Here is a 21,398-nt window from a genome sequence, read left to right on the forward strand (position 1 = left end):
ATGAAACTATTTTCATATCTGATGTTCGCGCTAGGAACTGGCTCGCTCTTGCTAGGCATCTACTATGTGGCCAAATTATCGCAAGGCGCCGGTGGTTTAGCCGCAATTCTGCCGCTATTCATTCTGGTCGCTTTTTGCCTGATTGGCGTTCTATTTTTTGGAATAATCGGATTAATTTCGTTTTTATTCGCCAAAAAGAAAAAATGATTAATTTTGAAGATTTTTCTAAAATTGAATTAAAGATTGCCAAAATTCTTTCCGCCGAGCGGATAGAAGGCTCGGATAAACTTTTAAAGCTTCAGCTGGATGCCGGGGATAAAGATGACGCCGGTAATTCCAAAAGCAGGCAGATCGTAGCCGGGATTGGGAAAGTATATGATCCGGCAACACTCGCGGGCAGAGAAATCACCATTGTCGCTAATCTGGAGTCCAGAGCTTTAATGGGAATCGAGAGCCAAGGAATGCTCCTCGCCGCAAAAGACGAAAATGGCCCGGTAATTCTTATTCCGGAAAAGGAAGTACCTCCGGGATCTGTAGTTGGTTGATTAGTTGTTAGTCATTAGTCATTAGTCGTTAGTTATTGTATATTGAAGGCATGCATCACTACATTTGCCTCGGCGGCTGCGAAGGGGTAGCGGAAAAAGAAAGTAAGTGCGGGGATCCTAAATGCCCGGATTATCAAAAAGATCTGAAGCATTGTGATTGTACTGACGGAAAGCACGAAGGAGAGTTCGAAAAGAAAGACAAGCAGGCATAATGTAATCCTACGCTATGCTCAGGATTGCTACTGCTTACCAAATTTTTTGCTTCTTTGAATTGAAAATTTGGAGCAGTAGGTAAAAAAATCCCCGTAGCAATGCGGGGATTTCAAATGAACTCTTCCTGCTCTTCCGGAAATCGATAGAAAGAGATGGTGCGACCAAGATTCTGATCAAACTCTTCTTTGGTTTGCGCCGCCATACGAATAGCCAACTTAGGGTTTAGACAATCGTGCAAACCGGGAATCATCTTTCTCCGAATCACCGAGATAATCAGCCTGCGGGGATCTTCGCCGGTGAAAGTGGCTAATGCCAAGGCGAACGGATAATCCATCGGAAGGATGCCATTCAATTCGGCTACCAGACGGAAAAAGACTGATTCTATCTCGGTAATACCAAATCGAGGTTTAGTTATCTGAAGAAGAGCAAAAAGGTTTGCTTGCGCCTCTTTCCAGATTGGCATTACCGCGGCATGAAAACCCGTCGCGGAATTCGGCCTCTCCTCTTCAGCAAGTTTTTTCATTCGGAGTAGAGAGGCATTCGCCGACAAAATAAGAAATTCTTCGAACAAAGATCTGCCGCGATCAACGGTCGACATGCCGCCTCCTCTCTTTTTAATCTTCTGACTAAATTTTGCGCTGAAAATATGTTTAAATCAAGAGTAAGAGCCTTCTTTAAATATTTAAATTTTTAAATAATAAAATATCCTACAATGCCAATAATAGGTGCACACGTATCAACCAATGGAGGGCTTTCTAAATGTTTTGAAAACGCTGCGGCGATGGGAGCAAAGGCTATCCAAATTTTCGGATCCTCGCCCCAACAGTGGTTCACCAAAATGCCGACTGCGGAGGCAATACAGGATTTTACTTCTAAAAAAACCAATGCCGGCTCGCCACCGGTATATCTGCACGCCGGCTACCTGGTCAACCTAACAAGCCCAAATCCCATCAACCGAGAAAAGTCCATTAAGAGCCTCGCCGAGCATTATCAGATAGCCCAATCCCTGAATGCCGAAGGCTTAATTTTCCATCTTGGTTCTTTTGGAGAAGAGGGCCACGAAAAAGGCCTAAAAAATCTGATTTCCGGAATCCGCGAAGTTTTAAAAAAGGTTCCGGGAAACGCCCGCCTAATATTAGAAAACAGCGCCGGGGGGGGCAATAAATTAGGAAAAACCCTGGAAGAGCTGGCGGAAATCTTTGAAGGCGTGAATTCACCAAGGGCTAAGTTTTGTTTCGATACGGCGCATGCCTTTGAAGCCGGAATGATCGGATATGAGTCAGCGAAAAAAGTTGAAGAATTCTTCAACCTCTGGGATAAAAAAATCGGCATCGGTAATATCGAAGTCCTGCACTCCAATGACTCAAAAACTATTTTTGAATCACATAACGATAGGCATGAAAATATCGGGCAGGGCGAAATTGGAAAAAAGGGATTCACAAATTTAGCGAAGGAAAAAAGACTGCACGGCAAGGTATGGCTGCTGGAGGTTCCGGGCGAAGATGACCGGGGGCCGGATAAAGAAAATATTGAGAAACTGAAAGCGCTGTTTTAAACATTTCAATATTTCCAGATTTAAAATATAATTACTCTTATGAAGAAACTCTTGGTCGCTACACAAAATCCCGGTAAAATATTGGAATACAAGGAATTGCTGAAAGATCTGCCGCTGGAAGTAATTACGCTACAGGATTTGGGAGTTACCGAAGAAGCTCCGGAAGACGCCCCAACATTTGAAGAAAATGCCAGATTGAAAGTGGCTTTTTATTCAAAACTCACAGAATTCCCGACGATTGCGGAGGATTCAGGTTTAGAAATCGACCACCTCAACGGAGAACCGGGGGTTAAATCACGACGCTGGCCGGGCCACCGCGCCACCGATGATGAGCTCGTAAAGCTGATTGAAGAAAAAATGCAGGGCGTGCCGAAAGAACAACGTGGAGCTCAATTCCGGGTAGTTATGGCTCTAAAAATTCCCGGAAAAGACATAGTAACCGCAGAAGGCACAATGCGTGGAATTATTACCGATAAGCCGACCGAAACTATAATTACCGGATTCCCCTTCCGATCAATGTTCTATGTGCCAGAACTAGATAAAGTACTTGGCGAGATGACTATGAACGAAGAAGCGAAGATTGGGCACCGCAAGCAGGCATTAGAAAAATTACTCCCCTTTCTTCTCTAAAACTTCAGTGGACAACTTTTCGATTGAGCCTTAGAGCGGCACCAATTATCATTATGGTAATGAATAAAAATATAATTGGCGCCGTTTTAATTCTCGCCGGCATCGCTATTGCAGTTTACAATTGGGGATATAAAACAGCGGTTACCCCTTCGCCCGTTCCGCCACCCGCGCAAATGAACATCATTCCACCGACTCCACCAACCGGCGGAATAAAACCGGCTCCTCCGCCAGCTGGCGGACCAACTCCGGCTCCGAGCTCTATTAAACCGCAAGAACCCGCCTTTACCTCCAATATCCAAGTAGCCGTACGAGGTTTCGGGTTCGTTTCGGAAACTGTCCGGGTCAAAGCCGGCACAAAAATAACCTGGACCAACTTTGATGCCGCCGGCCACACTGTTACCAGCGACACCGGCCTTTTCGCCAGTAAAATTTTAAGCCAAGGCAAGAGCTTTGAATACATCTTCAATACTCCAGGCACGTATTCCTATCACTGTATTCCACATCCTTACATGAAGGGGGAGATAGTAGTAGAATAGTTTCCAGATGAAAAGGATATATTTCTTAGTTGCCGTTTTAATTGCAGCAATCGCGGCATTAATCTTTTGGTTTACACCAAAAAGTTTAATTGAGGTTTATTCTCCAAAGAATGATTCGATCATCACCAGCCCGGTAACTATCAGCGGTCAGGCCCGCGGATTTTGGTACTTTGAAGCTTCTTTCCCCGCAAGATTACTGGACGGAAATGGGAAAGAAATCGCTATCATTCCGGTGCAGGCCCTGGATGAGTGGATGACGGAAAGATTCGTCCCCTTCTCCACAAAGATGGAATTCATCGCCCCAAAGACCGACACCGGCACTTTGATACTGCAAAAAGACAATCCCTCGGGTTTACCGGAGCACGACGCCGAAATTCGAATCCCAGTTAGATTCCGATAATTCCGTTAACGGTTTTTTGTTATACTGGTAGGAATGTCCTTAAAAGAAGAAATTAAATCATTTTTCAAAGGGGAAGTTTTTGACGACAACTCAACTCTAGAAAAATACAGCCGGGATGCCAGCTTATTTGTGGTAAAACCGGCGATTGTAGCCGTTCCCCAGAACACGGAAGACATTAAAAATCTTGTAAAATTCGCGGGAAAGCATAAAAAGGAAAAGATTTCCCTTACCCCCCGTTCAGGTGGTACTTGCATGACCGGCGGCCCGCTTAGCGAATCGGTCATAGTGGACGTGAATCAACACCTCAATCACATAAAAGAGGTGGGCAATGGCTATGCAGTCACTGAACCAGGAGCTTTTTACCGTGATTTTGAAAAGGCCACTCTGGCGAAAGGGTGGATTTTGCCGTGCTATCCGGCATCCCGAGAAATTTGCACTGTTGGCGGAATGGTAGGCAATAACGCCGGCGGAGAAAAAACCTTAGCGTATGGGAAAACTGAAAAATACGTTGAAGAGCTAAAAGTAATCTTGCGGGATGGCAACGAATACACTGTGAAGCCCCTTGCCGGAATAGAGCTGAAAAAAAAGCTGGACTCAAAAACAATCGAGGGGAAAATCTATAAAGAAATTTTTACTTTAATAGATAAAAATTATGAGCTTTTGCAGGCCGCAAAACCTAAGGTTTCAAAAAATTCCTCCGGATATTATCTTTGGAATGTTTGGGATAAAAAAACCTTTGATCTGACTAAGCTTTTGGTCGGCTCCCAAGGCACTCTCGGCATCACTACTGAAATCAAATTCCGGCTCGTCAAACCAAAACCGCACACTAAAATGCTGGCGATATTTTTGAAAGACTTGAAGCCGCTCGCTAAAATTATAAATATTGTACTTTCCTACAAGCCGGAAAGCTTTGAATCCTACGACGACAACACTCTAAAATTAGCCATCCGATATCTACCGGACTTCATCAAGCTAATGAAAACTAATCTATTTTCTCTGGCATGGAGCTTCTTGCCGGAATTTTGGACCGCCATTACCGGCGGTATACCAAAATTGATTCTAATTGCTGAATTCGCCGGTGATTCGGAGGAGGACGTGACACGTCGCGCCACTAATGCCAGAACTGCCCTCAAAGAATTTTCTGTGCGCTCCAGAATCACAAAAAGCGACAAGGAATCGAAAAAGTATTGGGTAATCAGACGGGAAAGCTTTAATTTGCTTCGTCATCACATCAAAGGTAAACATACGGCTCCGTTTATAGACGATATGACCGTCCGCCCCGAACAGCTTCCGGAATTTCTGCCGCAATTAAACGAAATAATGGCCCAATACAAGCTGGTTTATACGGTCGCCGGCCACATTGGCGACGGCAATTTCCATATTATTCCATTGATGGACATGACCAATCCGGAGTCCAGAAAAATTATTCCGGAGCTGTCCGAGAAGGTTTATGATTTAGTATTCAAATTTCACGGCTCAATGAGCGGTGAGCACAACGACGGCTTGATCCGCACGCCTTTTCTGGAAAAAATGTACGGCAAAAAGGTGATGGCATTATTCAGAAAAACCAAAAAGATATTCGACCCGGACAATCTATTTAACCCGGGCAAAAAAGTAGATGTTAGTATAGAATATTCTATGGGACACCTAGCGGAGAAATAGCATGTTGAAAAAATACTATATGCACTTCCTCGAAAAACTTGACCGGCAAATAATCTCCAAAATCAGCGCCGCCTTCCCTTTTGTGGCGCGCCTCGCATTATTTGTGGTTTTTTTCGGATTTGGTGCCCTAAAGCTCTTTGATGCAAGTCCGGCTAATCCACTGGTTGAAAACTTACTACACAACACCCTCCCTTTCATTGGATTTAACGAATTCATAATCGGTCTCGGAATCTTTGAGATGCTAATCGGAATCTGTTTCGCCATTCCTCGCCTAGAGAGGCTGGCAATCCTGCTTTTGGTGCCGCACATGATTACTACCGGAATGCCGCTATTTCTCCTGCCTGAAATTGCCTGGAGCTCTTTCCTTGTTCCAACTCTTGAGGGGCAGTACATAATAAAAAACTTGGTAATTATCGCTCTCGCGATGGGCATCGCCAGCCAACTAAAACCGATTCACTTTAAGAAATAGTCTAATCCCCCATTCACGCTAGAATGAGGGATTTTTTTATGGCTTTGTGTTACGTGTACCAGACTTATAAAATTAGAGATAAAATGGTATAGTTATTAGAATGGAAGCAAAGACCTCCCCGAAAGATGTATTCCTACACCTCCTATCAATTGTTTCGCTATATACGAGCGGAATCGCTTTTTTAGTGCTGATTTTCCAATATGTGAATGTGCTCTTCCCCGATGCCGTAGCTGGAGATAATTATTATCAACTAGAGTCCGCTTATCGGATGATTCGATGGTCTATTTCTTCTCTAATTATAGTTTTCCCGACCTATATTATCGCCACCTGGTTTTTGAATAAATCCTACGACAAAACTCCCGCCAAGAAAAAAATCTGGGTCCGAAAGTGGCTAGTCTATTTCACGCTCTTTGTCGCCGCGCTGATTATCATCGGCGACTTAGTAAGTCTGATTAACAATCTTCTCAACGGTGAATTAACGATGCGCTTCTTATTGAAGGTACTGGCTGTATTCTTTGTATCCGGAAATGTTTTTTATTACTACATCTGGGAGTTAAAACATAAAAAAGCTGAGTAATGAAATACTACGTTTATACAATTATCGCAATTGTCGCGACATCGGTAGTAGCCGGTTTCTTTATCGTCGGCTCACCAAAAACTGCCCGCCTTTTCGAGCAAGACAATCAACGGCTCTCCAGTCTTCAAATGATTCAATCGGAAATAATTAATTTTTGGATTAACAAAGCAAGATTGCCGAAGATGCTTTCTGAATTAGAAGACGATATCCGCGGCGTGCGCATCCCGAGCGACCCCGAAACCGGCGCGCCTTATACCTACACCGTCACGGGAGCGGAAAGCTTTAAATTATGCGCCGTATTTGCAAAGCCAAGTCTAATTTCAACCCGTTCAAATATTAGCCCGAAGCCTATACCGGCAATGTACTACGCAGAGCCGTACGCGCAAGATAATTGGCAACATGGCGAAGGAGAAGTTTGCTTTGATAGAACTATCGATAAGGAGATATACCGCCCGACCCCAATCAAGAAGTAGCTCGGCTACTTTTTGCTCTCTTACAAAAGGCTTGTTCGTATTGCTTCTCGGACACAGAATAGCCCCACTCCAACGGTGGGGCTTTCTTCTCTCTCGGCGGTTAATCGTTCGTAAAATAATAACGAACGAACCAAGCTTAACCGCCTCCGAGATGTTCCTTAAAGCAACACGACCAAGCCCCAAGACACCAAGAGAACAAAAAGTAGCCTCACTCATGTTGGGAGGCGTAGTTATTTTTTTGCGAACAGCGATAACAGAAATACGGCCGCGCTGGATAAGACTACCAACGGCCCGGGGGGGAGATTGAAAGTAAACGCCAATAGAATGCCACCCAAGGCACTGACCGATCCTAGTATTACGCTCATAAAGCCATAGGTGCTGAAATTTTTCGCGATATTCTTTGAAGCAGCAGCCGGAATAACAACCAGCGCGCCCATTAATAAAGTTCCTACTACCTTCACGCCCAACGCCACAACCACCGCCACCAACGCCATAAACACAAAATTCCAGACACGCGTGTTAATTCCTTGGGACCGGGCGAGATCCGACGAAACTATGTCTAATAAAATCCGGCGACGAATTGCAAAAGTTGCCACCAGAACCACCAGCGACAAAACGACTCCCAAAATTGCGTCCATCAAATTAACCTTGCTAATATCGCCGAACAACGACTCCAGTAATTCCGGCTCCGGAGTCACCAAGATGCCGACTGCCAGCGCCACGGCGAAAATAATACCCACAATCGCTTCGGCGGGAATATCCGTTTTCTCTTCTAGTTTCCAAACTAAGAATACTCCTACCGCCAAGGCAGAAAACGCCCCCAAGAAGGGATTTATACCATAAGTAAGGGCAATGCCAATGCCGGGCAGGGCAACGTGCGATAATGCATCCCCCACTAATGCCATGCGCTTCAAGACCATCAAAGAACCAAGGTAAGCCGAAGCCGCCCCCACAAATACACCCACTAAAATACTGGCGATTAAATTAGAATCAATGTTGGTGCTCATGTGGGTAAATTCCTATCTGCGATCCGTACAACTCTTCCAAAATTTTCGGATTCAAAGCCTCTTTCGGCGAACCGAAACAAACTTTCTCTTTATTCAAACACAAAACTTTCTCGGCATAACGATATACGATATTAAAATCATGGGTAATCAAAATAATAGTGAGGCCATGCTCGCGGTGCAGCTTCCCAAGTAGATTATAGATTGTCTCTTCGCCGCCAATATCAATGCCGGTGGTCGGCTCATCAAAAAGTAAAACGTCGGGGTGATTCATTAAAGCATAAGCTATCATCACCCTCTGAAATTGACCTCCCGATAGCTCACCAATGCGCGCGCCCAGAACATGCCTCCGGAAATGATGTTGATCGGCAGACTCTCCGCGGCGCATTCCCACAGATTCTAAGGCTTCATAAATTTCCGCTTCTGAAGCTCCCTTCAAGCGCAAAAAATCCAATACACTCATCGGCAAATCCCTATCAATGGATAGCTTTTGAGGCACGTATCCCACCTTTACATTCGGCATCCAATCAATTTTTCCTTCATATGGTAAAATACCCAAAAGCGCCCGGAAGAATACGGTCTTTCCGGCTCCATTCGGACCGATTACCGCGACTACTTCTCCCTTTGTTACCTCCAGAGAGAGATTACTAATCACCGGCTCGCCCCCAAAAACTACCCGTAGATCTTGAACTTTAAGTATTGCAGGCATAAATAAGTCATTGCTTTCAGTATAACTAAGATATGGTAAAATAAACAGTAATGACTGAACGCCCTTTTTCCCAATTGATAAGAGAAATTTTTACTCAAGCCCGAGGCTTGTTTATGCCGTCATATAAACATATGACCAATAAACTTAACAAAGGGATTGATAAAAATTTCCTTACCCTTCCGGGAGGCGCGACTATAGCCGATTTCTTTGTCGCTCTTCTTCAGCGTAGAGTCTACGCTTTCATCGTCGCTTCGCGAAATCTAGGCTATAGTCGTAGCCTTCAATTGGAAAAGGAGGGTATTTAGTCATTACCAAAATGAAAAAAAATAAAAAACAAGATAAGCCCGTTCGGCAAGCTCAGAGCGAGAAAGATAAATTATTGGTTCCGGCGAAAGAATTGCCGATCCATCTCCACCCGAAAGATTGGCGTCATTCTTTCCACTGGCGCATCTTCCGCATTATGGCGGAATTTGTGGACGGCTTTCAATTTTTAGCTGACCTAAAGAATACGGTTACTTTTTTCGGCTCTGCCCGCCTCAATGAAGGAACCCGCTGGTATGAAGTGGCTCGAGAGCTCAGCAAAATGCTCGCTAAGGCCAAATTTGGCGTAATTACAGGAGGCGGACCGGGTATTATGGAAGCCGGTAACCGCGGCGCTTTTGAGGGTAAGGGCGACTCTATCGGAATCAACATCCAACTGCCTTTTGAGCAACGCATCAACGAATATGTAACTAAAAGTCATGGTTTCTATTATTTCTTCACCAGAAAAATAATGCTCTCTTTCGCTTCGCAGGCTTATGTTTATTTTCCCGGTGGATTCGGAACTTTAGATGAGCTTTTTGAAATCTTAACTTTAGTTCAAACAAAAAAGATTTATGACAAAATTCCGATAATTTTGGTAGGAAAAGAATTCTGGGGAGATATCGATAAATGGATGCGCGAGAAACTCCTCTTGCAGCACAAGACAATCGATGCCGAAGATCTGGAGCTCTACACGATTGTAGATACCGCGAAAGAGGCTTTCGAGATAATTAAGAAATCTAAACCCCGCGAAGAATTCTAATAAAAACCCCCTCTTTCGAGGGGGTTTTGTTTTATTTCTTAATCTCTCCTTTGTAGCCTTCAGACTTTTCATAGCGCTCTTTGGCTTCATCTCCGCCAATAAACTGCTCGTAGGCCTGCCAAATCTTAGCGCCGCTCATTTCCTGCGAATCACCGACCGGATGGTTGCGCTGACGCTCATGAAGATCCCAAAGCACTTGCTGGCCATCCTCAGCCATTTGTACAAATCCCCTCCACGTAGCCTCCATATCGATACGCGCCTGAAGGATTGTGTGCCAAATCACCTTAAATCCAAGATCGCGCAGTTCGTTGAAGGTCGGGGGCAAACAATTGTGATTTTTTCGATAGTAACTCACCCAATCTTTATTGGGTGAGTAGTTGATACCCAAGATCATCTTCGGGTCATGCTTGAGCATTTCCGAAACCCAACGCTCAATCTGCTTTTTGCCAATCATAGCGTCCGCCCAAAGCACAGTTGGGCGCAAACCCCGATAATCCACATCCATGTAGCGCTTAGCTCGGTCGAGTGCGTTATCGATGCCACCGCCCACCGCTGTCAGAGCATCAGTGCGAACCATGAGACGCATCGAGGTACCGAGAGCTTTAGAAACATTCAACCAAGAACGAATCTTGGCAACCATCTTCTCTGGCGCGATACACTGCTTACCGCCAAGATTGCCACAGCGACGAGTCGCTTCAGAGTCCTGGTCTTCCATGTGAGCCAAACCCACACCCATCTGGTGATAAAGCTCGACCAATTCAGGAAGAGTTACCTCGGTTCCGAAGCCAGTTTCTGCGTCCACGATTGTTGGCAAGGGATAGGCCGATGAAACCGCATAACGAGCCATCAGGCTCATCATGGTGCGATCATGAAATCCCATATCAGGACGGCGCCAATTCATTGCGCTGATTGACCAGCCACCGATGTAGACTCCATTGAAAACACAGGGTTGACTGACAGCCTTTCGCCTTAGCATGATTTCCTTGGCGATGTAGGCACCCATGGCGTTATAAACGCCAGGAGCAATAATACAGCCGTCGCGCTTGAGCGTGTTCATAAACACATCCCCAGGACGCTTGTGTCGGCACTGGAAAAGAACTTCGAAGTCCTTTTCCATGAAATCTTTGGATCCCATGGTCAACCTCTTAACTAATTAAGAACTGAGAATATTCTAAACTTTTCCCTCCTGCAAATCAACTATAGTTCGGCCCTTCGACTAGCTCAGGGTAAACAGGCTCACTATAAATAAAAAATGACCCCTACTTGGGGTCATTGCTTAAATTTTATGCCGCATTCCGGACAATATTCGAAAGAGGATTTCTGATGACGACTATGGTCGGTCCGTTTGCAGAAAATTTTACAGAGAGAGCACCATCCTTCACAAGCCCTAATTAGGCTATGAAAGAAATTCGAGCAAACGCCATTCTCATCCGGCTCCCGCCATTGCTCTGTATCACTGCGCTCTTCCTCGGAAGGCGGATTTTTAGCTACCGGTAGAATCACTCCGCACATCCCACAAAAATTCGCTACCGAACCCATCTTATATCCGCAATTACCGCAAAGATTCATGGCGACGCCCCCTTTTCTTATTCCGGCGATTTTCTAAAACCACCCCAACAAGTAGTCTTCCAATACGTGCACTACAATAGATAGCGACACACACAGCCAAAATACATAGTGGCGTATGGAGTACTCGATCCGGCCCGCCCCACAACATCGGCAAATGATCGATATCAATGAAGACAGCAGCCAGCCCAGCAAAAAGCCCAGCGCAAAGTGTGAAAGAAAAGCCATCACGGACCATTGCCAGCTCCAGATAGGATTTCTTAAGTCGGTAATAGGCGCTTTTAAGACCTTGAGCACATGATGTCCAGATGGCCACATTCTGCCTCCCTCTCAATGTTCTAGAGTCAATTTAAACAAAATGCGCTAAGAAATCAAATACTTTTCCAAAAAGAAAAACACCAGGCCAAGCGCGCTAAAAATTGCGGAGATAATCCAAAAACGCATAGTAACTTTAGTTTCCGGCCAACCCAGGGCTTCAAAATGATGATGAATAGGGGCCGACAAAAAAACTTTCTTCCCACGAAACTTCTTACTAAGAACCTGCACGATAACAGAGAAAGATTCGAACACCATAACCGAAGCGAACAGCGGTAGTAGTAAAGTGGTGTTGGTCAGCATCGCGATTACGCCCATGGTTATTCCCAATGACATCGAACCGGTGTCTCCCATAAAAAAGCGGGCCGGATAGATATTGAACCATAAAAACGCGAGCAGGGCGCCGATGGTAACGCCGCTAAAAGCTGCCAAATCATAGCGACCGATGGCGAAGGCCACGACCGTAAGCGCCGAAAAAGCGAAAAGCAAAACCCCTCCAGCCAAACCATCCAAGCCATCAGTCTCATTGGCTGAAAAAGCGCTGGCTACGATAATAAATACGAATAGCGGTATATACCATAAGCCAATTTCCAGATTTCCAACCAAAGGAATATGAAGAACGCTCCAATCCAATCGATAATAGAACCAAAGCGAACCAACTATCGCCAAGGTGAGATAGAGGACCAGTTTCTGAGTCATCCTCAATCCCCCTCCGTAGGGTCCAATCTTGAGAACCCCAAGTATGTCATCAGATAATCCTAAGATTGCCGCGATAAACATAGCCGCAATCGGCAAATAAGTCTGAGCCCGATCCACGAAACTTAAATAGGTCCAGAATCCATCAAAAAGAAGATCGAGAATCAAAAAAAACATTGCTAAACCTAAGACCGTAATCCAAATAATCGAGCCGCCCATCGTCGGCGTACCGGCTTTCTTGGCGTGTAAGCTGGAAAATATCGGAGCAGATTCACTGGAACGAATTTGTTTTGCGGCGTGAAATTTATAAAGCAGCTTGGAAATCAAGGGCGTTAAAGCCAATGCCACTAAAAATGACACTAGCGAAAGACCTATGACTCGGACTGCTTGAAGAACAATCATTGGGGTGGTAATTAGTTGCTATTGATTAATTATCGACTAGAAACCAGTCACTTAAAATCTCAGTATCTTCCGCCCGCTGTTTGCTTCCCAGAACGATGACCGCGAACGCGCGGTTGCGATAATTGAATAATGATACCAAGTTACCACCTGCCTCATCAATAAATCCGGTTTTCCCGCCGATAAAATTAGAATATCCCGCAAAAGGATGGGTCGCGCCTTCGATTTTTTCTTGCGAGAGAGTTAATAGGTTTATATGTCTTGTGAATATATAATTCACAAGACGATTCAAATCTTCTGCGGTGGTCAAATCCAGCGGCGAAAGTCCGCTTGAATCAAAGAATCGGGTATTAGACATTCCCATCTCCGATGCCTTTTTATTCATCATCGATACAAAATTTTCTTTCCCGAAATGCTCTGCGATAGCTACTGCTGCGTCATTACTGGAAAAAACCATCATCACCCTCAAAAGATCCATAAGTGGATAAGATTTCCCGCTGACTAAATTACCGGCAGAACTTTCCGTGGCGATTGCAGCCGGGCTCACCTTAATAATCTGATCACTGCTTAAATTTTCGATCGCCACCACGGCCGTAACTAACTTGGCCAAAGAGGCGGCCGACCATTGTTTTTGAGAATTAAAACTAAACACCGGCTTAATAATTCCAATTTCTTGTACTAAGGCGGAAATTCCTGAAATGGAGGGGGTAAGAATTGCCGACTCTGTTACTTTCACTAATAAAGCGCCCCTCTTGGAAATCAGATCAGGAATAACGACCGCTTTGGCTAGTATGTTATCTCGCGAGATAACACCTGATATTCTATCAGCCTGACGGATCTGCTCACGCTGACTGTGCCCGCGCGCGCCTCCGGCTAAAACCAAAATAAAAACCACAATCGTAAAAAATAAACCGTGAAAATTATGCTCCTTGTGTTCCTTGGTCATTGTAGAATATTTTTATTATTTAAAGATTTAAATATTGAAACATAAAGCGTGGGTTCATTCGGTTGGGAGACCAGCTGAAGTCTCGGGTGCCGCTGGGGGTGGACCAACCTCGGCGGGATTTCTTAATTTTGATATCAGGCTCTGGAATTTTTCATAATCAGGTAAATCTTCAACTCTGGCCACGCCCAAAAACTTCAAAAGCTCGAAGTTAGGCTTATACAAATAAACATTCCCCCTCTTCGGGTCAGGATAACGCTCCACAAGCCCTCGGATAGAAAGATTCCGCAAGCTGAAGCTGGAATTGACGCCTCGGATATAATCCAGCTCTGCGCGAGTCATCGGGCCGGCATAAGCGACGATGGAAAGCGTCTCTAGGGCGGCCGGTGTCAGATTTTCCCGCAATTCTTCTTTCATCACTGTCTCCAGCAAAGAAGAGAAGTCTGGCTTGGTAGTTAGTTGAACTTTTTCTTTATCGTAAACCAAAAAAAGTCCGCGATTCCCGGCCTTCAACTCTTCCGCTAATTTCTTAAGCGCCGCCTCTACATCTTCTTCAGAAGCCTTTAAAGTTTGTGCAATCTTTTTTAAACCAATTGCATCTCCGTAGATAAAAAGTAGCGCCTCAATTTTAGCTATTATTTCAGCCATTAGATTTTTGAATAACCATGTCTTCAAACTGACTCCCCTGTTCAACATTAATAATACGCTCTTTCAAAAGATGCAGAATAGCCAAAAATAAAATAATTACTTCATGCCGAGCCTTCTGGCCGGACATTGTGCGAAAGCTGTGCTGACCAGCATCTTTAAATCTATTTAACAGCTCTTCCATCTTTTGTTCAATAGTTACCACCGTCCTTTTGACGGTTTGCTCTTCCGGCAACAATACTTTTAAAATTGCCGCCAGATTATTCACGGCGCGAGCCAGATCAGAAATTTTCAAATCTTCCGGAGGATAAAAAATTGATTGCTCGCCTAAGCTAAAAAACAACGGCCTCGCATAGGCGGAAACATTCCTATCCCAAAGATTTTTAATGAACCCACTCGCCTGCTTGAACTCGCGATAAATTCTCAATCTGCCCTCCAAATCTTTAATATCTTCTTCCTCATCTTTAGAAAGCTCCAACATCGGTAAAAGCGCTTTTGATTTTATAAGCACCAATTTCGCCGCCACCACCAAAAAATCGGCAATCACTCCTGGAGCCGTTTTCTCTAACGTTTTCACATATCGTAAAAAGTCGGCAGTAACCTCCGCCAAACTGACGGCGGTGATCTCCAACTTTTTTTCTTCGATTAATTCCAGCAGCTTCCCAAGTGGCCCGGCAAATTGTTGTGTTTTAACTTCGTAATTGGTCATAAAATATTCCTATGGCGTTTCAGGCTTCAGCGCATCTTTAGTATAAATGTTTGATGCGTTCCAAAGCATCCAGCCGCCATCAAGATCGGGGTGGCCGGCTACTGAATCTTCCCAAGCCTGAATCTGGGCCTTCACTTTCACGGCGTCATAGTCAGCCCCCAAATCAAAATCCTGAAACCACGGCCGAAGCTTGGCCCGAATCGGAGTAGTAGAAGCATAGACTTTAAATTCTTCAATTCTTTTCACCGCAGTGTCCATAGAGTATTTTATCACTTCATAAGGATACTCTGCCGGCTTTTCAAATCCGATGAATCCCGTGAAGTAATGAGATGGGTAAGTCATCGGAGCGATGGCATCTAAGTACGGCAGAGCGAATTCCAGATGCTGACCGATGCCCAATCCGTCTTTGTTTATAGTCACCAATCCGAACAAATCACCGGAAATTTTACCGTCAGGAATCTGCGCGTGAAGATACTCAAGAAATTGCCGAACGATTTTCGTTTTTAAAGTTTTCTCATCCCAAAAAGGATACTTGATATCATCCATATCGCCGTCGGAAGCAAAACGAATATAATCAAAATTCGCCTCATCCACTCCCCTGGCCAGAATCTCTTTAGCGATATCGGCATTGTATTGCCAAACTTCCGTAGAAGCCGTATCCATCCACATCAAACCTTTGAAATCTTTCCATAGTCCTCCGGTTGAAGAACTATAAAGAGCGAGGTCCGGACGGGCCAAGGCCAGACGTTGATCCTGAAAGACCGAAATACGGCCGATTACATAAATTCCTTCGTCATGAAAACGCTTCACTAGTTGGTTCAGCTTGGGAATTCTAATTTCAATAGCGTCGTATTTTTTAGGAAGCTCTAAATCAGTGTTGTATGCCACGTAACCGGAATAATCCTTAATATCAATAACTATCGCATTTAATTCCGTTTCTTTTATCAGATCAATTAAATATTTTAATTTTTTTTCACTGCCGGCTGACCAGCTAGTAGCGTAGATAGCTTTGATTTTTTCCGGAGGATTGATCAGTGGCTTCTGCGGGGCAATATCAACAATTTTTGGAACAACCGGTTCCGCCGGAGCAACTTTTTTCTCTACCCCCATGTCTTCCGTAGATAGAATAATTATCTTATTGGATTCCTGTGAAAATAAAAAAAGCCCGAGGCCGGCTAAAAATATCCCTATTGAAATTATCATATTCCTCACGCGCATGAATTTACCTTAATTTTACCTCACCCGAGGCCGACTGCCAATAAGACTTATAAGTCCTATGTGACGTATTTGTCCTATGACACTCCTAGGTATTGACGGGTTCGAGAAAGTGTTGTAGGATGGCGGTAGCGAGATTTGGCGTGGTGCCAAGTCCTTACCAATTTTCAATAAGTTTCAGATGAAGGAGGCGGCAGATGGCCAGAGAAGAGAAGGCTAGAACGAAAGGTACGGGATTCGTTAAGCTGGTGAAGAAAGGCAAAGATGGTGAGTGGATCGAGTTGCTTCTCGTGCACAATCTTTCCAAGCCAATGCCCGATGGCAAACCCAAGAATGTTGGCTGGGGAACACCGGGCGGTGGAGTTCGCGAAGATGAAAATGAGTATGAGGGAACGCTCCGTGAGTTGTTTGAAGAAAGCAATGCATTCCTCAATGTCGTCAGAGAGCTGATGAAAGAATTTATCGGACGCGAGCATGAGTTCGGCTATCTGGAGTATATGAACGAGGAAGATCAGAAAAAAGTTCTCACCATTCACCGGTTTGAAAAAATGCCGGAAAGGCTGGACAGTCTCACAAGGGAGATCAAGCGACTGAAGATCGAAGATCCTCGGCTGAAGCCGGCTGTTGAGGAACGCAATGCGATCATCACGGAATATGCCTCTGCCGCAAAGAAATTCGGCCTGATAAAAATGATCGGCCAGCCGACGCCAGAAAATGGCCGCGACGGTGGGACTCATACGACCTGGCTGTTTGAGGTAGATGCCGCCGACATCCTCAACATCGATGATCTAGGAACTCGCAACGAGATCGCCGGGAACGTAGACGGCTGGATGTGGGCGATGCGCGAATATCTCGAAGAGCGCGGAAGAAATTACAAGAACTCTTTCGGCAAACCCGACTACATCTACGTAAAACACCTGCGCCGTCTTGGATTGATTCAAGACTAACAATCACCCGCCCCCCACAGGGGCGGTTTTTTTACTTTTGTTATAGAATAATAGCAATGTCCAAATACCCTTTTTCCCAATTGATAAGAGAAATTTTTATTCAATCTCCAAGGCGCGAGAGTGTAGCTGTAGACTCTACTGCAAGCTTGAGCAACGAAGGAGTTTATAAAAATTTCCTTACCCATCCGGGAGGCACGACTATAGCCGATTTCTTTGTCGCTCCTCTTCAGGGTAGAGTCTACGCTTTCATCGTCGCTTCGCGAAATCTAGGCTATAGTCGTAGCCTTCAATTGGTAAAGGAGGGTATTTAGACATTGCCGTATGGCACTCGCTATATATAGAAAGTACCGCCCGAAAAGTTTTGACGAGCTTTTGGGTCAAAAAGAAATAATCGAGGTACTCCGCAACGCGGCGCGGCAAAATAAAATCGCCCACGCCTATCTTTTCTATGGCCCAAAGGGCACCGGCAAAACCACCGTCGCCCGCCTCGTTGCCAAACTCGCCAACTGCGAGACTCGCAAAGAAGACAAAGCTTTCGGCCAGAAAGGCGAACCCTGCAACAAATGCGCTCACTGTTCGGAGATAGATTCCGGCCGGGCGCTAGACGTAATTGAAATTGACGCCGCCTCCAACCGCGGCATAGACGACGTGCGCGAACTGCGCGAAGGCATCCGCCTCTCCCCTTCTTCTTACGACTACAAGGTGGTCATTCTAGACGAGGTCCACATGTTGAGCCGCGACGCATTTAACGCGCTTTTGAAAACTCTGGAAGAGCCGCCGGCGCACGCGATAATTATTTTGGCGACCACCGAACTGGAAAAGGTCCCTCCGACCATCATCTCCCGCACCCAGCGATTTCATTTCCGAAAACTGACCGTGGAAGAAATTATTGAGAAGTTGAACCGGATTGCCGCCACGGAAAAATTCAAAGTCGCCGAAGATGCCATAGAATTGATTGCCGCCTCAGCCGAAGGTAGCTTGCGCGACGCCGAATCTCTGCTGGACCAGATGGCCAGCATCAAAACGGAGATCTCCGTTGAAGATATAGAAAAAATTATCGGCAAAGTGGGCCTCGCTCGCACTGCCGACTTCTCCGAACTGGTACTCTCCACCGATCTAGCGGGCGCTTTGAAATATATTTCCGACCTGAACTCGGGCGGCTATAACTTAGTGGACTTCAACAAGGAACTGATAAATTACTGGCGCCGGTTGTTGAGTCTGAAATTTGACCCAAAGCTGGATGAGTTATATAAAAACGAACTGACGAAAAAAGAATTGGAAAAAATGAAAGCGCAAAGCGTGAAAGTCGTCGCCGATAAACACATTAATTTCATAAAATCCCTCATCCGCGCCTACAGCGAAATGCGCTACTCCCCTTTTGCAATCGTCCCGCTGGAAATCGCGATAATTGAGAATTTGCAGAAATAGTTCCGGGGCAGGGAATCGAACCCCAATATCATCCTTCAAAGGGATGCGTCCGACCATTAGACGACCCCGGAATAAACCTACTTTAACTCAAAAAAGCCATTCATTCAATCATTGAGGATTGCTGGGATTTTTATTCCTCCGTAGTTATGTATAATATATTTATGATGAATTTTAATTTTTCAACGATGAATTGGAGCCTCTGGACACCGCTTATGGGGGCGGGAATGATTTTAAGCTTGGCTTTCGTAGTATGGTCTCTATTTGGAAGGGAATGTCGATGTGGAAAGCGGCTCAAAAAGGAGACCGTAATTGGTTTATTGCTCTATTGATACTCAATACGGCCGGAATTTTGGACATTCTTTATATCTATCATTTCAGCAAGAAGAACGAGGCGCCTGCAGAAGTAAAGCAATAAACGTTAAAATCGTGTAAAGTAGCAGTAATGTCTAAGTATCTTACTTTCGGAGCTATTTTAGCTGTGATTATCAGCGCGGGACTTTTCTCTCTTGGCGACCCAGCTGAGCTGGGTCAGGCCACGCTTAGCGTGGCGAACAAAAAAACCGAAAATGTAGCAGCAAATCCCTCAACAAGCGGAGCAGGTTTTGTCATCAAGATGAGCGATGCCGGCTATGACAAGTTGGCTTTGGAAATAAAGCAGGGCGATACGGTCACTTTTGAAAATACTGGGACAACCAAATACCGCTGGCCGGCTTCCAACATCCATCCGACTCATCAAATATATTCGGAGTTTGATCCGAAGAAAAAAATGGCGCCCGGAGAATCCTGGAGCTTCACCTTTAACAAACCCGGAACCTGGAAATTCCACGACCACCTCGCCCCCGGTATCGTTGGGGACATCAAAGTAATCCCGGTTGCCGGAGCGATCGAAAATATCGCGTCGGAAAAAGTTGAACCGAAAAAATCTGTTCCAAAACCGACCACTAAAACTGAAACTGATTTCGCCTCCATAAATATCATGGCGGCCCTGAAAGATAACGAACAGCTGACCAAATGGCTGAACGCGGTCGGCCCGAAAAAAATAATGGAAAAACTACTGAAAGACACCAACGGCGGTTCGTTGGTGGACTGCCATCAGGAATCCCACACCGTCGGACGATTAGCATTTAAAATATACGGCGCCTCGGCTTTCGGCGACGGCAATTCTTCCTGCCACTCCGGCTATTATCACGGAGCAATGGAAGAGTTGCTAAAAGAAAAGGGCACCGCCAATCTATCAAAAACCATCAATGATGTCTGTGATACTTTCAACACCAGCTTCGGACGCTTTGAATGTCTGCACGGTGTCGGCCATGGCGTCCTGGCCTATGATAACTACGACCTTCCGAAGGCCATAAAAACCTGCCGGCTCCTAAAGGATGACTACTCTGTCTCCTCCTGCTACGGCGGAATGTTTATGGAAAATATCATCACCGGCCAGGGTTCCGGCGGGAGTAAGGACCACGACACGGAATGGGTCAGCAAAGATCCGCAGTTCCCCTGTAATGCCATTGATCAGGACCACGAAGTTCAATATCAGTGCTATCAGATGCAGACCAGCTGGATGCTGACGCTGTTTAGTTATGACTTCAATAAAGTCTCTGAAGAATGCCTGAAATCCCGCCCGGATATGGTTGAGGTCTGCTTTAAAAGCTATGGCAGGGACGCGGCCGGCCACACCCTGCGCAATCCGCAAAAGATTAAAGAATTATGCGGAAAAATTCCGGACATCCAAAACTACTACTACATCTGCGTAGTGGGCGCGGTGAACGTGGTCGTTGATTTCTGGGGCGACCTGCTCACCACCCAAGCCACCGAGCTTTGCCAAATCCTTCCCGAAACCGGAAAACGCTCCTGCTACACTACACTCGCCTCTCGCCTGCTGGATGTATTCAACACACCAGAGCGCCGAAAACTTATCTGTGACGGCTTTGAGGCTGATTATAAAAATCTATGTCTAGCCAATTAGTAATTCTGGCGGGTGGTCAGGGAAAACGGATGAATCATCACCTGCCCAAACCGCTCGTTCCTATCGCAGGCAAAAGCATAATTGAGCGACTTCTGGAGCGAATGCGCGACCTCTTCCCGAAACCGGTGATTGTCATCGGCCACAAAAGCCAGGAAATCAGGAATGCTCTCGGATCTTCATACACCTACGCCGAGCAGAAGGAACAGCGTGGCACAGGCGACGCCCTGCTATCAGCCAAAGAAGCTCTATCCGATTTTGAAACCATCGTGGTAATTCCCGGAGACAATCCCCTGGTCAGCCGGGAAACAATAGAAGCAATGCTCGCCGATCAGGAGGGAAACAACAGCGTGATGGCAATGGCAACGATTAAGGTACCGAATTTCGAAAATGAATTTAAAGTCTGCGAACGCTATGGGCGGGTCATCCGAAGCAGTGATGGTTCGGCCAACCGAATCGTGGAGTTCAAAGATGCCACAGACGAAGAGAAAAAGATCACCGAAGTTAATCCTAGTTATTATGTTTTTGATACCAATTGGCTCTGGGAAAATATCGGAAAAATAAAACCCAATAACGCCGCCGGCGAGTATTATTTAACTGATCTTTTGAATATCGCAACCGAGCAGGGTCATAAAGTCCCGGCCGTTAAAGTAAAAAATCCTATTGAAGGAATGGGTGTAAATAACCCGGAGGAGCTCGCGATAGTTGAGAAATATATTCAAAATTTGTAAGATAG

At 45.4% G+C, this 21,398-nt stretch carries 27 protein-coding genes and 1 tRNA gene; 17 read left to right on the top strand and 11 right to left on the bottom strand.

Going from position 1 to position 21,398, the window contains the following annotated elements; translation table 11 throughout:
- Genes Q7S83_01650 through Q7S83_01660 form a run of 3 tightly spaced genes read left to right on the top strand, consistent with a single transcriptional unit; the run spans position 1 to position 757 of the window.
- Positions 1 to 207, top strand: coding sequence for a hypothetical protein (locus Q7S83_01650; GenBank protein MDO8466824.1), 207 nt, complete (start codon positions 1 to 3; stop codon positions 205 to 207).
- Positions 204 to 545: a methionine--tRNA ligase subunit beta gene (locus Q7S83_01655; protein MDO8466825.1), complete on the top strand. Its 342-nt coding sequence runs from the start codon at positions 204 to 206 to the stop codon at positions 543 to 545. The genes Q7S83_01650 and Q7S83_01655 overlap by 4 nt, the downstream gene beginning before the upstream one ends.
- Positions 546 to 595: 50 nt before the next feature.
- On the top strand, positions 596 to 757 hold the full coding sequence (locus tag Q7S83_01660; protein MDO8466826.1) for a hypothetical protein: 162 nt from the start codon (positions 596 to 598) through the stop codon (positions 755 to 757).
- A 110-nt stretch (positions 758 to 867) separates the two neighbouring features.
- Here the strand turns inward: Q7S83_01660 and Q7S83_01665 are convergent, their stop codons facing one another.
- Positions 868 to 1,356: a hypothetical protein gene (locus tag Q7S83_01665; protein MDO8466827.1), complete on the bottom strand. Its 489-nt coding sequence runs from the start codon at positions 1,354 to 1,356 to the stop codon at positions 868 to 870.
- Positions 1,357 to 1,470: 114 nt separating this feature from the next.
- On the opposite strand from Q7S83_01665, the gene Q7S83_01670 reads away from it, so the two are divergent.
- The 8 genes from Q7S83_01670 (at position 1,471) to Q7S83_01705 (ending at position 7,060) form a co-directional block, all read left to right on the top strand.
- Complete coding sequence (locus tag Q7S83_01670) at positions 1,471 to 2,313, top strand: deoxyribonuclease IV (GenBank protein MDO8466828.1); 843 nt, start codon at positions 1,471 to 1,473, stop codon at positions 2,311 to 2,313.
- A gap of 39 nt (positions 2,314 to 2,352) precedes the next feature.
- Positions 2,353 to 2,943, top strand: a complete 591-nt coding sequence (locus Q7S83_01675; protein ID MDO8466829.1) for a non-canonical purine NTP pyrophosphatase — start codon at positions 2,353 to 2,355, stop codon at positions 2,941 to 2,943.
- Between the two features lie 59 nt (positions 2,944 to 3,002).
- A complete protein-coding gene (locus Q7S83_01680) occupies positions 3,003 to 3,479 on the top strand; it encodes a cupredoxin family copper-binding protein (protein ID MDO8466830.1) in 477 nt (158 codons plus the stop codon).
- 7 nt (positions 3,480 to 3,486) lie between these two features.
- Positions 3,487 to 3,879 (top strand): Gmad2 immunoglobulin-like domain-containing protein, encoded by a 393-nt coding sequence (locus Q7S83_01685; GenBank protein MDO8466831.1) that lies wholly within the window; start codon positions 3,487 to 3,489, stop codon positions 3,877 to 3,879.
- 33 nt (positions 3,880 to 3,912) lie between these two features.
- On the top strand, positions 3,913 to 5,541 hold the full coding sequence (locus Q7S83_01690) for an FAD-binding oxidoreductase (GenBank protein MDO8466832.1): 1,629 nt from the start codon (positions 3,913 to 3,915) through the stop codon (positions 5,539 to 5,541).
- 19 nt (positions 5,542 to 5,560) lie between these two features.
- On the top strand, positions 5,561 to 6,010 hold the full coding sequence (locus Q7S83_01695) for a hypothetical protein (protein ID MDO8466833.1): 450 nt from the start codon (positions 5,561 to 5,563) through the stop codon (positions 6,008 to 6,010).
- A gap of 100 nt (positions 6,011 to 6,110) precedes the next feature.
- Positions 6,111 to 6,587 (top strand): DUF5671 domain-containing protein, encoded by a 477-nt coding sequence (locus Q7S83_01700; protein ID MDO8466834.1) that lies wholly within the window; start codon positions 6,111 to 6,113, stop codon positions 6,585 to 6,587.
- The gene (locus tag Q7S83_01705; GenBank protein MDO8466835.1) at positions 6,587 to 7,060 is read left to right on the top strand and encodes a hypothetical protein; all 474 of its coding nucleotides are present in this window, start codon (positions 6,587 to 6,589) and stop codon (positions 7,058 to 7,060) included. The genes Q7S83_01700 and Q7S83_01705 overlap by 1 nt, the downstream gene beginning before the upstream one ends.
- A 230-nt stretch (positions 7,061 to 7,290) precedes the next feature.
- On the opposite strand, the gene Q7S83_01710 is transcribed toward Q7S83_01705, so the two are convergent.
- Together Q7S83_01710 and Q7S83_01715 are read right to left on the bottom strand one after the other, a co-directional pair.
- Complete coding sequence (locus tag Q7S83_01710) at positions 7,291 to 8,067, bottom strand: metal ABC transporter permease (GenBank protein ID MDO8466836.1); 777 nt, start codon at positions 8,065 to 8,067, stop codon at positions 7,291 to 7,293.
- Entirely contained in the window at positions 8,051 to 8,773 is a 723-nt protein-coding gene (locus tag Q7S83_01715) for a metal ABC transporter ATP-binding protein (protein ID MDO8466837.1), read from the bottom strand. Before Q7S83_01715 ends, Q7S83_01710 begins: the two co-directional genes overlap by 17 nt.
- Positions 8,774 to 9,089: 316 nt before the next feature.
- Here Q7S83_01715 and Q7S83_01720 point away from each other — a divergent pair, with 316 nt between their 5' ends.
- Complete coding sequence (locus Q7S83_01720; GenBank protein ID MDO8466838.1) at positions 9,090 to 9,836, top strand: TIGR00730 family Rossman fold protein; 747 nt, start codon at positions 9,090 to 9,092, stop codon at positions 9,834 to 9,836.
- A 31-nt stretch (positions 9,837 to 9,867) separates the two neighbouring features.
- Here the strand turns inward: Q7S83_01720 and Q7S83_01725 are convergent, their stop codons facing one another.
- The 7 genes from Q7S83_01725 to Q7S83_01755 form a co-directional block, all read right to left on the bottom strand.
- A complete protein-coding gene (locus Q7S83_01725) occupies positions 9,868 to 10,971 on the bottom strand; it encodes an isocitrate lyase/PEP mutase family protein (protein MDO8466839.1) in 1,104 nt (367 codons plus the stop codon).
- 417 nt (positions 10,972 to 11,388) lie between these two features.
- Positions 11,389 to 11,718: a hypothetical protein gene (locus tag Q7S83_01730; protein ID MDO8466840.1), complete on the bottom strand. Its 330-nt coding sequence runs from the start codon at positions 11,716 to 11,718 to the stop codon at positions 11,389 to 11,391.
- Between the two features lie 47 nt (positions 11,719 to 11,765).
- Entirely contained in the window at positions 11,766 to 12,815 is a 1,050-nt protein-coding gene (mraY, locus tag Q7S83_01735; protein ID MDO8466841.1) for a phospho-N-acetylmuramoyl-pentapeptide-transferase, read from the bottom strand.
- Positions 12,816 to 12,840: 25 nt separating this feature from the next.
- Positions 12,841 to 13,758: a serine hydrolase gene (locus Q7S83_01740; protein MDO8466842.1), complete on the bottom strand. Its 918-nt coding sequence runs from the start codon at positions 13,756 to 13,758 to the stop codon at positions 12,841 to 12,843.
- Positions 13,759 to 13,812: 54 nt separating this feature from the next.
- On the bottom strand, positions 13,813 to 14,403 hold the full coding sequence (locus tag Q7S83_01745) for an SMC-Scp complex subunit ScpB (protein MDO8466843.1): 591 nt from the start codon (positions 14,401 to 14,403) through the stop codon (positions 13,813 to 13,815).
- Complete coding sequence (locus Q7S83_01750; GenBank protein MDO8466844.1) at positions 14,396 to 15,109, bottom strand: segregation/condensation protein A; 714 nt, start codon at positions 15,107 to 15,109, stop codon at positions 14,396 to 14,398. The genes Q7S83_01745 and Q7S83_01750 overlap by 8 nt, the downstream gene beginning before the upstream one ends.
- Before the next feature lie 9 nt (positions 15,110 to 15,118).
- Positions 15,119 to 16,312: a putative glycoside hydrolase gene (locus tag Q7S83_01755; GenBank protein ID MDO8466845.1), complete on the bottom strand. Its 1,194-nt coding sequence runs from the start codon at positions 16,310 to 16,312 to the stop codon at positions 15,119 to 15,121.
- 209 nt (positions 16,313 to 16,521) lie between these two features.
- Between Q7S83_01755 and Q7S83_01760 the strand changes: the two genes are divergently transcribed.
- Both Q7S83_01760 and dnaX read left to right on the top strand, forming a co-directional pair.
- A complete protein-coding gene (locus Q7S83_01760; protein ID MDO8466846.1) occupies positions 16,522 to 17,271 on the top strand; it encodes an NUDIX domain-containing protein in 750 nt (249 codons plus the stop codon).
- A gap of 321 nt (positions 17,272 to 17,592) precedes the next feature.
- The gene (dnaX, locus tag Q7S83_01765; protein ID MDO8466847.1) at positions 17,593 to 18,699 is read left to right on the top strand and encodes a DNA polymerase III subunit gamma/tau; all 1,107 of its coding nucleotides are present in this window, start codon (positions 17,593 to 17,595) and stop codon (positions 18,697 to 18,699) included.
- Here the strand turns inward: dnaX and Q7S83_01770 are convergent.
- Positions 18,700 to 18,770 (bottom strand) — tRNA-Gln (locus Q7S83_01770).
- A gap of 179 nt (positions 18,771 to 18,949) precedes the next feature.
- Between Q7S83_01770 and Q7S83_01775 the strand changes: the two genes are divergently transcribed.
- From Q7S83_01775 to Q7S83_01785, 3 genes are read left to right on the top strand one after another with little or no spacing between them, the layout of a single operon-like run.
- Entirely contained in the window at positions 18,950 to 19,114 is a 165-nt protein-coding gene (locus Q7S83_01775) for a DUF5652 family protein (GenBank protein MDO8466848.1), read from the top strand.
- Between the two features lie 27 nt (positions 19,115 to 19,141).
- The gene (locus tag Q7S83_01780; GenBank protein MDO8466849.1) at positions 19,142 to 20,665 is read left to right on the top strand and encodes a hypothetical protein; all 1,524 of its coding nucleotides are present in this window, start codon (positions 19,142 to 19,144) and stop codon (positions 20,663 to 20,665) included.
- Positions 20,650 to 21,393: an NTP transferase domain-containing protein gene (locus tag Q7S83_01785; protein MDO8466850.1), complete on the top strand. Its 744-nt coding sequence runs from the start codon at positions 20,650 to 20,652 to the stop codon at positions 21,391 to 21,393. The genes Q7S83_01780 and Q7S83_01785 overlap by 16 nt, the downstream gene beginning before the upstream one ends.
- The last annotated feature ends 5 nt before the right edge of the window (positions 21,394 to 21,398 follow it).

This window comes from bacterium (assembly GCA_030646995.1).
In the GTDB taxonomy this organism is placed as follows: Bacteria; Patescibacteriota; Minisyncoccia; order UBA6257; family WO2-44-18; genus JAUSKF01.

Bases quoted from the DNA above. Each gene is read 5' to 3' on its own strand.
- Q7S83_01700 (MDO8466834.1), top strand. From the start codon at position 6,111: ATGGAAGCAAAGACCTCCCCGAAAGATGTATTCCTACACCTCCTATCA.
- Q7S83_01690 (MDO8466832.1), top strand. From the start codon at position 3,913: ATGTCCTTAAAAGAAGAAATTAAATCATTTTTCAAAGGGGAAGTTTTT.
- Q7S83_01780 (MDO8466849.1), top strand. From the start codon at position 19,142: ATGTCTAAGTATCTTACTTTCGGAGCTATTTTAGCTGTGATTATCAGC.
- Q7S83_01720 (MDO8466838.1), top strand. From the start codon at position 9,090: ATGAAAAAAAATAAAAAACAAGATAAGCCCGTTCGGCAAGCTCAGAGC.
- Q7S83_01750 (MDO8466844.1), bottom strand. From the start codon at position 15,109: ATGACCAATTACGAAGTTAAAACACAACAATTTGCCGGGCCACTTGGG.
- Q7S83_01785 (MDO8466850.1), top strand. From the start codon at position 20,650: ATGTCTAGCCAATTAGTAATTCTGGCGGGTGGTCAGGGAAAACGGATG.
- Q7S83_01775 (MDO8466848.1), top strand. From the start codon at position 18,950: ATGGTCTCTATTTGGAAGGGAATGTCGATGTGGAAAGCGGCTCAAAAA.
- Q7S83_01680 (MDO8466830.1), top strand. From the start codon at position 3,003: ATGAATAAAAATATAATTGGCGCCGTTTTAATTCTCGCCGGCATCGCT.
- mraY (MDO8466841.1), bottom strand. From the start codon at position 12,815: ATGATTGTTCTTCAAGCAGTCCGAGTCATAGGTCTTTCGCTAGTGTCA.
- Q7S83_01650 (MDO8466824.1), top strand. From the start codon at position 1: ATGAAACTATTTTCATATCTGATGTTCGCGCTAGGAACTGGCTCGCTC.
- Q7S83_01760 (MDO8466846.1), top strand. From the start codon at position 16,522: ATGGCCAGAGAAGAGAAGGCTAGAACGAAAGGTACGGGATTCGTTAAG.
- Q7S83_01715 (MDO8466837.1), bottom strand. From the start codon at position 8,773: ATGCCTGCAATACTTAAAGTTCAAGATCTACGGGTAGTTTTTGGGGGC.
- Q7S83_01725 (MDO8466839.1), bottom strand. From the start codon at position 10,971: ATGGGATCCAAAGATTTCATGGAAAAGGACTTCGAAGTTCTTTTCCAG.
- Q7S83_01665 (MDO8466827.1), bottom strand. From the start codon at position 1,356: ATGTCGACCGTTGATCGCGGCAGATCTTTGTTCGAAGAATTTCTTATT.
- Q7S83_01660 (MDO8466826.1), top strand. From the start codon at position 596: ATGCATCACTACATTTGCCTCGGCGGCTGCGAAGGGGTAGCGGAAAAA.
- Q7S83_01675 (MDO8466829.1), top strand. From the start codon at position 2,353: ATGAAGAAACTCTTGGTCGCTACACAAAATCCCGGTAAAATATTGGAA.
- Q7S83_01710 (MDO8466836.1), bottom strand. From the start codon at position 8,067: ATGAGCACCAACATTGATTCTAATTTAATCGCCAGTATTTTAGTGGGT.
- Q7S83_01755 (MDO8466845.1), bottom strand. From the start codon at position 16,312: ATGATAATTTCAATAGGGATATTTTTAGCCGGCCTCGGGCTTTTTTTA.
- Q7S83_01670 (MDO8466828.1), top strand. From the start codon at position 1,471: ATGCCAATAATAGGTGCACACGTATCAACCAATGGAGGGCTTTCTAAA.
- dnaX (MDO8466847.1), top strand. From the start codon at position 17,593: ATGGCACTCGCTATATATAGAAAGTACCGCCCGAAAAGTTTTGACGAG.
- Q7S83_01655 (MDO8466825.1), top strand. From the start codon at position 204: ATGATTAATTTTGAAGATTTTTCTAAAATTGAATTAAAGATTGCCAAA.
- Q7S83_01745 (MDO8466843.1), bottom strand. From the start codon at position 14,403: ATGGCTGAAATAATAGCTAAAATTGAGGCGCTACTTTTTATCTACGGA.
- Q7S83_01685 (MDO8466831.1), top strand. From the start codon at position 3,487: ATGAAAAGGATATATTTCTTAGTTGCCGTTTTAATTGCAGCAATCGCG.
- Q7S83_01740 (MDO8466842.1), bottom strand. From the start codon at position 13,758: ATGACCAAGGAACACAAGGAGCATAATTTTCACGGTTTATTTTTTACG.
- Q7S83_01695 (MDO8466833.1), top strand. From the start codon at position 5,561: ATGCACTTCCTCGAAAAACTTGACCGGCAAATAATCTCCAAAATCAGC.
- Q7S83_01705 (MDO8466835.1), top strand. From the start codon at position 6,587: ATGAAATACTACGTTTATACAATTATCGCAATTGTCGCGACATCGGTA.